The 14,854-nt window shown below is 32.0% G+C and carries 13 protein-coding genes and 1 tRNA gene; 6 read left to right on the top strand and 8 right to left on the bottom strand.

The window, feature by feature from the left end; translation table 11 throughout:
• The first annotated feature begins 42 nt into the window (after positions 1 to 42).
• Positions 43 to 954, top strand: coding sequence for a GYDIA family GHMP kinase (locus VKY41_RS10900; RefSeq protein WP_500814487.1), 912 nt, complete (start codon positions 43 to 45; stop codon positions 952 to 954).
• Between the two features lie 73 nt (positions 955 to 1,027).
• On the opposite strand, the gene VKY41_RS10895 is transcribed toward VKY41_RS10900, so the two are convergent.
• From VKY41_RS10895 to VKY41_RS10865, 7 genes are all read right to left on the bottom strand, one after another.
• On the bottom strand, positions 1,028 to 3,154 hold the full coding sequence (locus VKY41_RS10895; protein ID WP_500814486.1) for a peptidylprolyl isomerase: 2,127 nt from the start codon (positions 3,152 to 3,154) through the stop codon (positions 1,028 to 1,030).
• Between the two features lie 99 nt (positions 3,155 to 3,253).
• On the bottom strand, positions 3,254 to 4,543 hold the full coding sequence (locus tag VKY41_RS10890; protein WP_500814485.1) for a hemolysin family protein: 1,290 nt from the start codon (positions 4,541 to 4,543) through the stop codon (positions 3,254 to 3,256).
• 3 nt (positions 4,544 to 4,546) lie between these two features.
• Positions 4,547 to 4,738, bottom strand: a complete 192-nt coding sequence (locus VKY41_RS10885; RefSeq protein WP_500814484.1) for a hypothetical protein — start codon at positions 4,736 to 4,738, stop codon at positions 4,547 to 4,549.
• Between the two features lie 36 nt (positions 4,739 to 4,774).
• The gene (lptC, locus tag VKY41_RS10880; protein WP_500814483.1) at positions 4,775 to 5,326 is read right to left on the bottom strand and encodes an LPS export ABC transporter periplasmic protein LptC; all 552 of its coding nucleotides are present in this window, start codon (positions 5,324 to 5,326) and stop codon (positions 4,775 to 4,777) included.
• Between the two features lie 93 nt (positions 5,327 to 5,419).
• On the bottom strand, positions 5,420 to 6,796 hold the full coding sequence (locus VKY41_RS10875) for a tetratricopeptide repeat protein (RefSeq protein ID WP_500814482.1): 1,377 nt from the start codon (positions 6,794 to 6,796) through the stop codon (positions 5,420 to 5,422).
• A gap of 16 nt (positions 6,797 to 6,812) precedes the next feature.
• Positions 6,813 to 8,132 (bottom strand): BamG family beta-barrel-assembly machinery protein, encoded by a 1,320-nt coding sequence (gene bamG, locus VKY41_RS10870; protein WP_500814481.1) that lies wholly within the window; start codon positions 8,130 to 8,132, stop codon positions 6,813 to 6,815.
• A complete protein-coding gene (locus tag VKY41_RS10865) occupies positions 8,129 to 8,860 on the bottom strand; it encodes a type III pantothenate kinase (RefSeq protein WP_500814480.1) in 732 nt (243 codons plus the stop codon). The genes bamG and VKY41_RS10865 overlap by 4 nt, the downstream gene beginning before the upstream one ends.
• A 123-nt stretch (positions 8,861 to 8,983) precedes the next feature.
• On the opposite strand from VKY41_RS10865, the gene VKY41_RS10860 reads away from it, so the two are divergent.
• From VKY41_RS10860 to VKY41_RS10850, 3 genes are all read left to right on the top strand, one after another.
• A tRNA-Phe gene (locus VKY41_RS10860) sits at positions 8,984 to 9,059 on the top strand.
• A 344-nt stretch (positions 9,060 to 9,403) separates the two neighbouring features.
• Positions 9,404 to 10,078: a hypothetical protein gene (locus VKY41_RS10855; RefSeq protein WP_500814479.1), complete on the top strand. Its 675-nt coding sequence runs from the start codon at positions 9,404 to 9,406 to the stop codon at positions 10,076 to 10,078.
• Between the two features lie 121 nt (positions 10,079 to 10,199).
• A complete protein-coding gene (locus VKY41_RS10850; RefSeq protein WP_500814478.1) occupies positions 10,200 to 10,694 on the top strand; it encodes a YqiA/YcfP family alpha/beta fold hydrolase in 495 nt (164 codons plus the stop codon).
• Positions 10,695 to 10,734: 40 nt separating this feature from the next.
• On the opposite strand, the gene VKY41_RS10845 is transcribed toward VKY41_RS10850, so the two are convergent.
• Positions 10,735 to 11,679 carry a TerC family protein gene (locus VKY41_RS10845; protein WP_500814477.1) on the bottom strand — a complete coding sequence of 315 codons (945 nt, stop codon included), beginning with the start codon at positions 11,677 to 11,679 and terminating at the stop codon, positions 10,735 to 10,737.
• A 283-nt stretch (positions 11,680 to 11,962) separates the two neighbouring features.
• Here VKY41_RS10845 and VKY41_RS10840 point away from each other — a divergent pair, with 283 nt between their 5' ends.
• Together VKY41_RS10840 and VKY41_RS10835 are read left to right on the top strand one after the other, a co-directional pair.
• Positions 11,963 to 13,993: a histidine kinase gene (locus tag VKY41_RS10840; RefSeq protein WP_500814476.1), complete on the top strand. Its 2,031-nt coding sequence runs from the start codon at positions 11,963 to 11,965 to the stop codon at positions 13,991 to 13,993.
• A gap of 3 nt (positions 13,994 to 13,996) precedes the next feature.
• On the top strand, positions 13,997 to 14,755 hold the full coding sequence (locus VKY41_RS10835; RefSeq protein WP_500814475.1) for a LytR/AlgR family response regulator transcription factor: 759 nt from the start codon (positions 13,997 to 13,999) through the stop codon (positions 14,753 to 14,755).
• The last annotated feature ends 99 nt before the right edge of the window (positions 14,756 to 14,854 follow it).

Genomic DNA, 14,854 nt, shown 5'->3' with positions numbered 1-14,854 from the left:
TAATACCAAATCAATTCTTTCCAAAAAACTTCAAGTTAAAATATGACATCTAAAACTCATTATAGTAACGGGAAATTATTGCTCACCGGAGAATATGTCGTTCTTGATGGAGCTTTATCCTTAGCGGTTCCAACCTCATTCGGACAATCCATGGAGGTGAAACCCCTAGATGAACCTAAAGTTATTTGGAGAAGCTTAGATTATAAAAATAATTTGTGGTTTAAAACCGAAATCAAAATCAAGAATTTACATTCAGGTTTAAACCAATTTACGGATGGTTACACACTCCGGTTATTTGAAATTCTACAAGCAGTAAACCAACTTAATCCTGAAATTTTAAATTCCGGTCACCTAGTTGAAACTAAACTAACATTCCCTCAAGATTGGGGATTAGGCTCTTCATCTACCCTAATAAACAACATAGCCAATTGGGCAAAGGTAGATCCTTATAAACTTTTAGAACTAACTTTTGGTGGCTCTGGTTATGATATTGCTTGTGCACAATTCAACAAACCAATAACTTACCAATTAGGAAACAACATTAAAAGAACGGTTAAGGAAGTTGATTTTAACCCTTCGTTTAAAGATGCCCTATATTTTGTGCACTTAAACAAAAAACAAAATAGCAGAGAAGGAATTGCTCACTACAAGGCAAATAAAACAAATAAAACAGAAGAAATTAAGGAGGTTAGCAATATAACTACTGAAATAATATCTTGCACTAACTTAAGCGACTTCCAAGAACTTATAAACAACCATGAACAACTTGTTTCTAAAATAATTCAACAAATACCAGTTAAAGTTAAACTGTTTCCTGATTTTATTGGCGCCGTAAAAAGTCTTGGAGCTTGGGGAGGCGATTTTATCCTTGTTACATCAGAAGATAACCCTGAAAGGTATTTCAAACAAAAAGGATATACCACCATTCTTCCTTATTCTGAAATGATAAAATAAACGATTCTTAATCCATAAAAAAAGCTTCACAAATCTGTGAAGCTTTTTTTATTGTATATAATAAGATTAATTTTTATTGAACAGTGTTTGCTCTGTTATCTTCAATTTCTGAAGCTTCTTTTAAAGCATTGTAAAGTTTTGCATTTACATTCCCCGCTTTGGCAGTTCCAACTTGGTTTGCAAACCCTTGGTAGTTATCTAACTCTGCAACTGGAGTTCTTTTTGTAACCTGAATCATATAAACACCTCTTTCTCCTTCAATTAATTTCGATGTTTCTCCTTCTTTTAATCCAAAAGCTGTACCAACAACAACACCTTCTTTTCCAGCACCTGAAATAGTTGGGTTTTTCATATTGATAGCTAATGCAGTTTGAACGGTTTTCCCTTCAGCAGCAGCAACAGCTTCTAAAGTTGTAGCAGAAATTCTATCTTTAATTAATTTAGCTTTCTTTTCCTTTCTAATTGCAGGTAAAGCAGTAACTGAAGCTTGTTCTGTATTCATTAATCCTTCAGCATTAGACGCTGTTATCTGAACAACTGCATATCCACCGTTTAAGTTAAAACGCTTAACTGAACCTACTTTAGTTCCATCTTCAAATGCCCAACGCACCAATGACCTTTGGTTTCCTAAGCCTGGGATATTTTCATCTAAAATTTTAATTCCATTTACAGGACGTACATTTAAATCTTTTTCTTGAGCTACAGCCTCAAAATTACCTTTTTCAATAGCAATCTCGAAATTAGAAGCATCTCTAAAAACTTGGTTAACACTTGTTTCAGATGGCTCAATAACTCTTGCTAGAGTTGCTGTTTTTATAGCACGTTGCTTGTTTTTCTGACCTTCAATTTCTATAATATGGAATCCAAAAACAGTTTGTACAACATCCATATCGCCTACATTGTTTTCGAAAACAAAATCTCTAAAAGGCTCAATCATCGTGTTGTAAGTAAAATAGTCGTAGCTACCTCCATTTTCAACACTTCCTTGATCAGAAGAAAAGTTTGTTACAAATTCTCCAAATTTAGATTTGTCTTTTCTTAAAACTGTCAATAAGCTATCAGCTGTTTTCTTAGCATCAGCTTCTGTTTGAGTAACCTCTGGCAAGCTGTTTGCTGCACCAACAAAAGGAATTAAAATATGTCTTGCCTTAACAGAATCTGGCATTTGAATAGCCTCAATTACTTTAGTTAATTTAAAATGGTTTTCATCTTTATACGGACCAAAAACTTGACCTACATTTAAATTAAAAATACTATCTGCAACCGTTGTTGGCAATTCTGATTTAAATTTAAAACCATCTTCAAATTTAATATCTGAATTTGAATTTACATAAGCCTTATTATTTGTTACTCTTGCAAATCCTTTTATAGTATCGTTCGTTTTTGTAATTTCATTATAAACAACTTGGTCTTTTAATAAATCTGTTAGACCTTGTTTAATATTATTTTCATCTTCTACAGAAGCAACCTCTCTAAATTCTACATAACGAATATCTCTAGTCGCTTCAACTTCATATTGCTTTTTATGTTTTTTAATGTATGAAGAAATTTCAGACTTCGATACAGACACAGTACTATCGGCAATAGATGTATAAGGAATTTGAACATATTTAATGTCCACTGTTTCGCTTTGTAGGATGTGTTCTAACTTCCCTTCAGCTAAAGTACCTGTCATTCCAGCTTTAACCATATTAAAATAGTTTTCTTGAAGCGCATTTACTCCAATACTATTTTCGTAATCAACCCATTGCTTGTATGCAATAGCCGATGTTTCTTTTAAATTGGCAATATATTCGTTTAATTTGTTCTCATCAAAAACTCCAACTTCATTTTGAAATTCTGGACTGTTAGACAAATTGGTTCTCAATAAATCTCTCATTTGATCTCTTTGAATATCAAGCCCTAAAACTTCAAATTGCGACTCTAAAACAGCTTGTCTTACTTCTTGTTCCCAAACTCTATTCATGGCTTGAGTGCTGGTACCGTTAGGACCTAGTTGTCTTTGTACAACCTCCACTTTTTGCATAAAGTCTTCACGCGAGATATCTTTTCCGTTAATGGTTGCAACAATGTTTTGAGATTTCCCTAATAGTGCATCTGTATTTCTAAACAAATCACCAATTACAAAAGAGAATAACGCTAACGCAATCACTATGATTAAGAAAAGTCCACGTTGTCTAATTTTATTTAAAACTGCCATTTTTATTTCTATAGATTATAAATTATCGAGCGCGAAAATACCATTTTCTATTTAATAATAAAAGTAGAATTACGCATTAATTATATTAAGATTAGGAATTTAATCGACCTCAAGGATTTTAAGTTCCACCAAATCAATTTTTGTATTGGAAACTTCAAGAATTTTAAATTGAAATTTATCAATTTTAACTATTTCGTTTTGTTGAGGAATTTCTTCTGTAAAATCAACAATTAACCCTCCGAGAGTTTCATAATTCTCGCTTTCAGGTAAATTAAGTTTAAAGTGTTCATTCAAATAATCGACCTCTAAACGGGCAGAAAGTTTATACAAATCATCGTCCAACCTTTCTTCTATAAGAATCATCGTGTCGTGTTCGTCTTCAATCTCGCCAAAAAGTTCCTCTACAATATCCTCAACTGTTAAAACTCCAGATGTACCACCATACTCATCTAAAACTATTGCCATACTTTTTCTTTTCTTAATGAGAATACTGAGTATATCTTTAATCAACATGGTTTCTGGAACAAATTCTACAGGAACTAAAATAGACTTCAATGTTTTTGGCTTTTTAAAAAGCTCGAAGGAATGTACATAACCTAGAATATCATCTATGGTGTCCTTATAAACCAATATTTTTGAAAAACCTGTTTCGGTGAAAAGTGCACTTAAGTTTTTAGAACTTTCTGTAATGTCTACAGCGGTAATTTCGGTTCTAGGAATCATGACTTCCCTCGCTTTTACGTCGGAAAACTCCAAGGCATTCTGAAAAATTTGTATTTCAGAATCTATATCGTCACTTTCTTCTACCGATTCCATTTGCTCACTTATATAATTACCCAATTCAACTTTCGAGAAAGCTAACTGTATCTGATCTCCTTCTGTTTTAAAAAACTTCTTTAATACTAGGTCTGAAATCCAAATAACAAAATCTGATAAAAAACTGAATAGTAAATAAAACAAATAGGCAGGAACGGCTAAAAGCTTTAGCAAGTAATTAGCATAAATTTGAAAAAATACTTTGGGTAAAAATTCAGCAGTAATTAAGATGACTAAGGTTGAAATAATGGTTTGGGTTAACAAACTAAAGTCTACCAACAAATAATTTACCATACTAGAATCGGATGGTAAAAATGTCTGAAACCACTCCACAAGCAGTTCCCCCATAAAAAAACCGTAAATAACTAAGGCGATATTATTACCAATTAGCATGGTAGCAATAAACTTAGACGGTTTTGCTGTAAGTTTTGTTAGTACTTTAGCCAAAAGCCCTTGTTGCTTTTTCTCTATTTCTATGTGAATTTTATTAGAAGACACATAAGCAATTTCCATTCCGGAAAAAAAAGCTGAAAGTATTAAGGATGCTATAATAATTATAACGTCTGAATCCATGGATTACTTGTCGTCTTTATTTTCAAGTTTTTTATTGAATTTCCTTCTAAAAAAGAACATAAAAAGAGCGGCTGCAGCCAACAATAACGAAGCGATATCAAGAGTACCTTCCTTCATATAGACTGAAACCACTTGGTAGAAAAAAACAATAGAAAACACTAAATAGGCGTATTGAAAAAACTTAAATAATTTCATTTTGGTATGTTAAAATTGGTGAGTAAAGATACAGATTTATTCGTCAAGTGTGATGATTCCATCAATTTCTAACACTTGGGCCTTATTAAATTTCACGTCAGAATCGAAACCTTTACCATTTATTACGTCTCGACCCGTTCTAAAAGTAACAGGTTTATTTGTAAAAAGCCATTCTCTTTTTTGATCGTAATATAGTTGTTCTGCAAACAAGGTGTCATTATTTGCAGACGATAAAACCACATTCCCTTGTAAGTCTATAATTCCGGTTTTATCGTAAACTATAGCGTAATCTGAAATAACATTACTTTTCTTGTTCTCCTCATCAAACAAATCTAAGTCAATGCCTTCCGGGAATTCGTTAAAAACAAATTCTCTGTTAGAGTAATCTAACATTTTAGGGCTTTTTAAATTGGCCGTTACTCTACCTGAATCGGTATATATTAAATTAATATGTTCAGCAACACCAATAGGTTCGTTTTCAGAAACACCAATCTTTTTAACTTCCTCAAAGTTGTTCTTACATGAAGTGAGCATAATTAAAATTATACCACATATAAAAAAGTTTATAAGTGATTTATATATGACCATAATATGAAAATAAGCTTGAACCATATAAAAAAAACATAGTCACAGCTAGAGCTGTGACTATGTAATTACTTTTATTTAAAAAGGTTTTAATCATTATAAGCTTGGTACGGTAACACTGTCACCAATCCAACATCCAATATTGATTTTTTGACCTGCATTTCCTGCATCAAAAATTTCAGATTTTTGAGGAGCTTTAGCTCTATAACTTGTTGCAGATTGCGCTGCAGCACTTGTTAAAGTTGGGTCTACACGACCAGCCTTTTCAGCCTCAATAGCAGCTAACCAGAATACAGCACGTTTATTAAAGTTTGTATCTCCACAGTTATTTGCACTTCTACTATACATATCCGCAATTTTTAAATGTGGACGCCCGTTGGATGGGTTGTACTTTAAAGCGTTTCTGAAATATCCTCTAGCTTGTCCGTAGTTTCCTTGAGATTTTAATTTATCACCAATTCTTTCATAAAGTCTTGCTTTTTTGAAGCTATCAGCTTCTAAACTTATAGCTTGCTCGTAGAACTTAATAGCTTCAGAAGTTCTTCCTTCTTTATCTTTTAAGATTCCTAAGTAGTAAGCAGAGTTTGCAGACGGACTTAGTTTATGATATGCATTTACTAATTTAAAGAATAAAGGGTCGTCTGTACATTCTTTAGCTGACATGTTACCCGCTGCTCTTTGTAACCAAACAGCATCACCTTTGTTTGCTTCAAAATCTTTAGCATAAAGTGGAACTAAGTTTTCGCAATTTGCTCTAGAACCTAATTTACTATTGATGCTACCAGAAATTTGATCGTAAGCTTTTAAATAGCTTTCGTACATTGTTTTATATCTTTCTTCTTTGCTTGTTAAAGCGGTACCAGCATCTTGTTTTTCAATAAGTTTGTTTAAACTTTCTGAATAGTTACCTACTTCTTTATCAACCTTCTCAACTACTTCATCATATTTAGTAAACAATTCTCCTGCAGATTTTTTACCTGCATCATATAAATCTACAATTAATGAGAAATAAGTATAAAGTGATTTTGGGTTTGTAAAAGTTTCTGAATCTGCTTTAAACACCGTATCAAAACATGCGTATAAATCTTCATCAGTTTTGTTTAAAACATCTCTATTGTCATATAATAATTGACAAGATTTAGCTCCAAACTCTCCTTGAGGTGTTTTACTAGCGTAGTGCGCTTGTCTTTCTTCCCAAAGTTTTACCAAATCATTAATATAGGCAACTTTTTCAGCTCCATTTGAATTGTCGATTTTATGATTAAGAATACTCTCTCCATAAACATAAATTGCTCTACTGTAGTTTGGATTTCTTTTTCGTATCTCCATAAATGGTTTATATGCTGCGTCGTAATTTTTTGATTTAGCATATTCAGACATTATAGATAAAGTGCTTGAATCATCATCTTGAGCAGACACAAAATCCAATCCTAAAAATAAGGCTAATAGCAAGAATGTAATTTTGGTTTTCATAATTTTTATTTTATTCTTAATTAAATTTTCTCTTTTGGAACCATCTATCGTTGAACGAGAGGCTTAGTTGAAAGTTTATAAAATTCTCTTGAATTAAATTACTGCTTGTTGTTCCTTTCTTTCCAAACTCAACTCCTATGTTCGCGTTAGAGAATGTATTCCCCATTGGCAACCCTACTCCAAAAGATATGCCAAACTCATTTATGGCTTCGTCATTAATTTCTAATCCAGTGCCTTCGAACCTAACTCCAGCCCTGTAAACCACTCTACTTAAGTAACTTGAAAAAGAATTGTAATCTGGGATAAAAAATCCTCCAACTGAAATAGCTGAAGCACTTGAGTAACTAACATTTCCTGCAGAATCGCTAGCTGCGTATAAATCATTTTTAAACTCACCAACATTGATGTAGGAATACTCAGCACCAACAAACCAAGACCTAGGCTGTCCAATTCCAGCTCCAAAGGCTAGTTTAGCAGGAATTACCAAATCGGTTTGTTTTAAACCTTGCCCATCCAAATCAGCCTCGATAGAATTGATAATATTCTCGTTATCATTTACTGAATTTATAGTAATGGTATTAAAAGTACGAGAGTTTTTAGAAGTTAAGTTGGCTTTTGGTCTATAAGTTAATGACGTGGTTAACTCATACTTCTCTTGCACCATTTTAGTGTATGTTACTCCAAGATTTAACCCTAAACCACTCAGGTCCGACCTATTGTCTTCTCTAGTTTGGTATTGTGCTAAACTTCCATCATTTGTATATACATACTCAATAGTATGGTTTCTAATATTACCAAAATGGTAACCTAAATCCACACCTACGCTCAATTCATCAGTTACTAAATATCCTAAAGAACCATACACCTTGTTAACACCACCATCTCCTCTAAATTTACTTTTAAGGTCGTTGTTGCCATTCATGGTTTCAAGCTTATAACCTACCGTCGTATACGGTAAAAGCCCCATTCCTAGTCCAAATCTCCCCACTGGAAAAGACATGGCCAAGTAGTCTAAAGTGGTAGAGTTTACCACATCGGAAGCTGAATTACTTTTTAATTTAGATTTGGAGTGAGTCCCACCAATAGCAAATTTCACAGGTCGACTCTCGTAATTGTATTGTTCTAGATTTTTGGTTGCGTAAGAAGCAGGATTTCGAAGATTTAAATGAATACTATCTGTATAGATACTCAATCCTCCCATACTCCTATTCTCAACAGTCCCTTTAAATTTTAAGCTACCAATTCCATAATACGAATATGGTGAGGCAGTTCCCTCTTGAGCGTAAATTTGAATTGCAAATAATGCAATAAAAACTAATATTAGTTTTTTAATCATTCTGTTGAATTAAATTGTAAAATATGGTTCAATCCTATTAATAGGAAATTTGAGTTGGCAAATATGCTATTTTTTAATTGTTTTGACAAGAAATAAGCATCTCCACCTGTTAAAATAACTGTTAAATCTGAAAATTTCTGTTTATAGTTGTCTATAAATCCATCTATTTCATTTAAAATACCAAAAACAACTCCGGAATGAATGGCGCTTTCTGTTGAATCTCCAATAACATTTTCAGGAAGCTTTGTTTCTAATAACGGTAATTTGGCTGTAAAATTATTTAATGACTTATATCTCATTCGTAATCCCGGTGAAATAGCGCCTCCTAAATAACAGTTTTCCTTGTTAATGAAGTCATAGGTGATACACGAACCTAAATCAATCACCAAACAATTTTTATTGGGAAATTCTCTAGATGCAGCACTGACCAAAGCCAACCGATCTACACCTAAAGTTTTTGGAGTACCGTAAAGGTTTTTAAATGACAATTTAGTTTCGGAATTCAAAACTAGAATTTTTAGACGTTTTTTTACAAAATCTAACGCCTGTTCATCCATTTTTCCAACCGAAGAAATGATGCATTTTTCAATTTTGGGATATTTTTTTAAAATATTTTCAAATTTATTTTTAAAAAGATTGTCTTCACCCGAAGTTTGAAACACTAACTCATCTTGCTGAAAAACAGCAAATTTAACTAATGTATTTCCAATATCTATTATTAAATTCATAGCTCTATGTCAGGTTGCAAATTTACAAAACGATTTTTTTATTTACTTTCTTTTGGCGAATAATAAAAATGATTCTATATTTGCACCTGCTTAACCGAAATATTGGTTAGCAATTTTGAAACTGGTGCCTTAGCTCAGTTGGTAGAGCAAAGGACTGAAAATCCTTGTGTCCCTGGTTCGATTCCTGGAGGCACCACCACTAAAAACCCGAACAACTGTTCGGGTTTTTTGGTTTTACACCTAGTCTACTCAAGTCTGCCCCCACAATGCCTCCCATCATTTTCTTAACATTATTAATTGCCACCAAAAAACCTTCAACTTTAACATAGCATTCTAACACTGACTTTTTTAAAATAAAATCCTCAAGGAATTAAGGTCGATTTTTAAAAAATTATTACTAAATTTATATCTGATAATCAATATGTTATGGGTTTTGTAAGCAAATTCAAAAAAAGATATTTACTTCTATTAGTTGTTTTGCTACTACCTATTTCTATTTATACCTATGTCAAAGTAATTCATCTACCATTCCCATTTATCGAAATGAGTTATTTATCAAAAGATGAATTCTATAAGACACCCGTTTTTAAAAATGAAAACACACAGACTTTTGACAGTTTGTATTTAGAAATAAAAAACTCTGTAAAACTTACAAGAGACATTGTCTTTGTTGGTAAAGGAAATCAAGTTAGAGACAAAACCAACATTTTAGAAGTTGACAATAAATTTACGAAAATCTGCTCGGAAGCATCTAAGATATTACATCATGTATTAAAATCGAAAGACATTATTTCAAGAGTAGTTTGGATGAATGGTCATACAGTCACAGAAGTATTTACGCCATCCACTGATTGGTTCTTAGTAGACTCTTACGGCGACATTGTAATTAAAAATTGTAATGGAAAGTTTTTAAATTTAAAAGAAATTAAATACACAGACTGTTTAGATGTTATCGATTTAACCAATGACAGTAATTCAAGGGTCAATTACAAACACACAGATTACATCAACTCACCAAATAATGCCTTTAAAAAACAAGATTTATATGTAGTTATTAACGATGATTATTTATATGACTACCATTATAAAACAAAAAAATTAAAAAATATTATCCCTTTTGTTTTTACATCTAAAAATAATATTGGAGAAGGTATTCAATTAGTAAAAGAAAACACAAAACGTTCTGGGAATTTTGGAATTAAAGCATTCTTAAAGTAATTATTTAGTTTATATGCCTGAAATTTAAACCTCAACAAACTCTACTATTCTTATATTTCTTTAAAGTTTTATTATAATCAAGTATATTTAGATGCTATTATTTTAAATTTACTACAAAACTATGAACATACTTTACATACACGGATTAAACGGAAGTCTAAATCCTGAAAAAAGAAAAATCTTGGAACAATATGGAGAGGTAATTTCACCTTCAATTGACTATGAAGCAGACACACAAGCTATAGGTAATTTAATTTCTTCATATAAATCAAAAGACATCCATATTGTTATAGGAAGCAGTATGGGAGGTTTTTCGGGTTATTATGTCTCTAATTCATTTCAATGTCCTGCTCTGTTATTTAATCCTGCTTTAGCAGAACGTTCTGTTTACCAAGTAACGCCCAACGTAAAACACCAAAAAAGTTCATTCAAGCAAATTGTTTTAGGAACACTAGACGAGGTGGTGAATCCAAGAAAAACACTTAACTTTTTAGCAGAAACTATAGAAAACCATCCAGAATACAAGATTCATGTTCGAAATACTCTAGCACATCGCATCCCTTTAGATGTTTTTAAAGAAGAGGTAGATTTATTTTTTAAGCAAGTAATTAAATAATCAGTAATAAAAACCCAACCTAAAAGCCTAAGACAATTCCTTAGGCTTTTCTGTTTTTTAGCAAGGACACCACAATTCCAGTTCCTAGCGCTAAACCAATAAAGCCTAATGAAACCCATTCTGGGAATTTAAAATAATGTACAAGCAACATTTTAATTCCTACAAAAGATAAAATAGCAATTAAGCTATATTCTAAGTAACTAAATCTTTCCAACATATTTGCCAAAAAGAAATACATAGAACGTAAACCTAAAATTGCGAAGATATTGGAGCTAAAAACCAAAAAAGGATCTGAAGTTATGGAAAGAATAGCAGGCACGCTATCAATAGCAAACACCACATCCATCATTTCAATAACCACTAAAGCAACAAATAAAGGTGTTGCTGCGGTCATATGCCTGCGTTTAACAAAAAAATGCTCATTCTCAATTTCAGTAGTAATAGGCATAATTTTTTTTAGCAATCTAAAAACAAATGATTTTTTAGGATGAAAGTCATGCTCGTCTTTTTTAAACATCATCTTTAATGCAGTAAACACCAAAAATGCTCCAAATACATAAGTCATCCATGAAAACTTATGAATCAGCATGACACCCAAAAATATCATTAAACCTCTAAATACAACAGCTCCTAATATCCCCCAAAACAAAACCCGATGTTGATACTTTGGCGGAATTTTAAAGGAAGTAAATATTATAGCAATTACAAATATATTATCAATACTCAAGGACAACTCAATAAGATATCCCGTAATATATTTAATCATGGCATCATGTGGCAACAAGTTATCCGGATTATCAATATACACACCTTGACTGTACAACCAATAAATCACTCCTGAAAACGCAAAAGACATCGTAACCCAAACCACAGTCCAAACTCCTGCTTCTTTTGAACTAATAACATGTGGATTCTTATTAAATACACCTAAATCTAAGGCTAAAAAAACAATAATTCCAACTATAAAAAGGGCCCAAACAATCATTTAAACTGTGTTTTATATCATACAAAGATACTTTAAAAAAGTACTGATTAGTCCGTGTCTAAAAAAATTAATCATCATATTTTTATACATAAAGAATTAGACTATTTGAGATATTTAAAAGAGATTAAACTCGTATTAAAAACAGAAAAACTCACATTTATTTCATAGAAAAGGGACACAAATAAATCCATTAATCCTAAATAAACAACCAAATACTAATTAAAACCTACCAAATACTAAACCTACCTTAGACATTTCAAAATAGAATAGTACATTAGCTATAATGTTAAAAACTATCTCTTTAATAGTATGTTATTTTCTAATAGGTATCATGCACCTATCTGGGCAAATTATGGTTAATTCCATATCCAGTAAGGTACAGTTAACCAATAATGAAAATGTTAAAGTACTACAAATTGATAGAGACCTGTCTTTTGAAGACGTAAGATTGCAAACAGATTGGAAACCCCATGATACTTTAAATACTATTCCAATAGATAAAGCTTTTTGGCTCAAATTTCAAATTGAAAATCGATCACAAGACACTGTCAAAGCGTATCTATTTAGCTTGAATAACTACACGACAATCTACCAACAGACTAAACAAGAATACAAACAGATAAAAAATGGATTTTATGTACCTTTTCCTGAAAGAGCGAACCAATCAGAAGATTTCTTTTCAGAACTAAGTTTTCCTCCTTTTGAAAAATCTGAGATTTATGTAAGATTGAGTGGTAACAGACTAAAGTTTAGTCCTAAGTTGCCGGAAATCTATTCCGAAATTGATTATTGGAAATTTTCTACTAGTATTCATAACCATCAAAAAAAATCTATAGGGTTTATTTACTTCTACATCATCTCCTTAGCTACTATCTTTGTATTTACACTAATTTTTTGGTTGCGTCTTCGCAAAAAATTATACCTTTATTATTTAGGCTACTTGTTTTTTCAGCTTATTTACGGGTTTTTAGTACTGCGCTACACCTTAGCACCAATTGGTAATTTCTTTAAATACATTCCTGAATTAGCTTATAATTTATTTGAACCTGTCCAATTTACCTTTATTGGCTTCTATATATTATTTATCCTACACCTGCTAGAGGTCAAAAACTACAGTAAATTACTTGCAAAAATCCTGTATTACTTAGGAGGGTTCTGTTTTATTTATGCCCTAGCAATTTTTGTGTTTGGCAATTTAGTTACAGATATCAAATTCATGGGAATGCTATTTTTCATAATCCGTTCTTTCATTCTACCACTTAATTTTATTTTAATTTTCTGGATAATTTATAAAGTAAAACATCCTTTAATAAATTATTTTATATTAGGTCAATCCTTCTTTTTTATTGGAGCCTTGTTAGGAACATTTATTGGATTTTCCGAAATACAGATTGTTACAAAAGAACTGTTTAGTTTTAAACAAGCCCCAAATATTATTTTCCAGATGGGCCTATTAGCAGAAGTGTATTGCTTCTCTCTAGCTTTAGGAGAAAATGTATTCCTACTTCAAAAGAAAAAACAAAAAACAGATGCAGAACTGATAGTACAGCTCCAGGAAAATCAACATATTCAAGAACGCATGAACCGTGAACTTGATGAAAAAGTCAACCAAAAAACCTCGGAACTCCTTCAGCTTTATTCCGAAATAGAACGTGAAAGGGAGCAAAAAACAAAAGATGACTTTAATAAAAAAATAAAGGAAACAGAAATGGTAGCCTTGCGCTCGCAAATGAATCCTCATTTTATTTTTAACAGCATGAATGCCATTAAAAGCCTAATAATGAACTCTAGAAATGAAGATGCTATAAATTATCTAGACGATTTCTCGAGTTTATTACGAAGTATATTACAAAACACGAACCGCAAAAAAATTACGGTTGAAGAAGAACTTGAGATTCTAGAATTATACTTATCCTTAGAACAAAGCAGAATGGGGAAAGACTTTACCTACACCATTGAAGTGGCTTCTCGAGAAGCACTTTCTCAGTATGAAATACCTCCCTTACTTTTACAACCCATTGTTGAAAATGCCATCTGGCATGGACTACAACCTAGTTTAAAAGCCAGAAAAGAACTAACCATAATCTTCGATATTACTGAAAATTTAAAAATTATTATTGAAGATAATGGCATAGGCAGAAATGAAAGCGCTAAAAAGAAAAAACTGCATAAATCCATGGGTACAACCATAGTGCAAGACCGATTAAAATGGTACAACTATCTGAATGACTATGCCATTCATTTAAAAATTACCGATCTTGAAGAAGAAGGTGATACCACAGGAACAAGAATTACACTAACTTATGACCACTAAGCTATGACAAAAATCATAATAATAGACGACGAAACCCACTGTATAAATGTCTTGGAAAATTTAATCAATAAATTAAATTCAAACTACGAAATTATAGGAACCTTTACCAATCCATTGGAAGGCTTGGAGTTTATTAAATACAACTCTCCAGACATCCTGTTTTTAGACATAGAAATGCCAAACCTTAATGGTTTTGCCTTGCTAGACAATTTACTACCTATCGATTTTGATATCATATTCACTACAGCTTACGATCAATATGCAATAAAAGCCTTTCAATACAGTGCTATCAACTATCTTTTAAAACCGATAACCGAAAAAAACATAGTCAAAGCACTCTCTGATTGGGAAAAACGTCAAAAGAAAACTAGTAACAAACAGTGGCAACTATTTCAAACTCATTTAAAGGACTCCAACAAAAGTCATTCTAAAATAGCTCTACCCACGGGAGTAGGCTATCAAATTGTGGACATCAATAATATTGTAAGGTGTCAATCGGACAATAACTACACAAATATTTTTTGTAACGAACAAAGAAGCGTTTTAATAAGTAGAACCTTAAAAGAAATAGAAGAGCTTCTTACGGACCAAGGCTTCATTAGGGTACACCAATCCCACCTCATTAACCCAAAATTTGTAAAAGGAATTCTAAAACAAGATGGTGGAAGCCTAATTATGAGCGATGATGAAGAAATTCCTGTATCTAGACAAAAATCGAAGCAGATTAACGAAATACTTGAAACCATGCTTAGGTTTAAATAAATACTAAAAACTGATTTTTCAATGATAAACATTCTAAGATATTCCTGTAGTTCCAAAGGAAATCGATGCCAACACCAAGGATTGATTATTAAACAGGCT

It is taken from the genome of Xanthomarina sp., from assembly GCF_035306605.1.
Classification (GTDB): domain Bacteria; phylum Bacteroidota; class Bacteroidia; order Flavobacteriales; family Flavobacteriaceae; genus Xanthomarina.
This window is presented reverse-complemented; position numbering and strand designations above follow the sequence as displayed.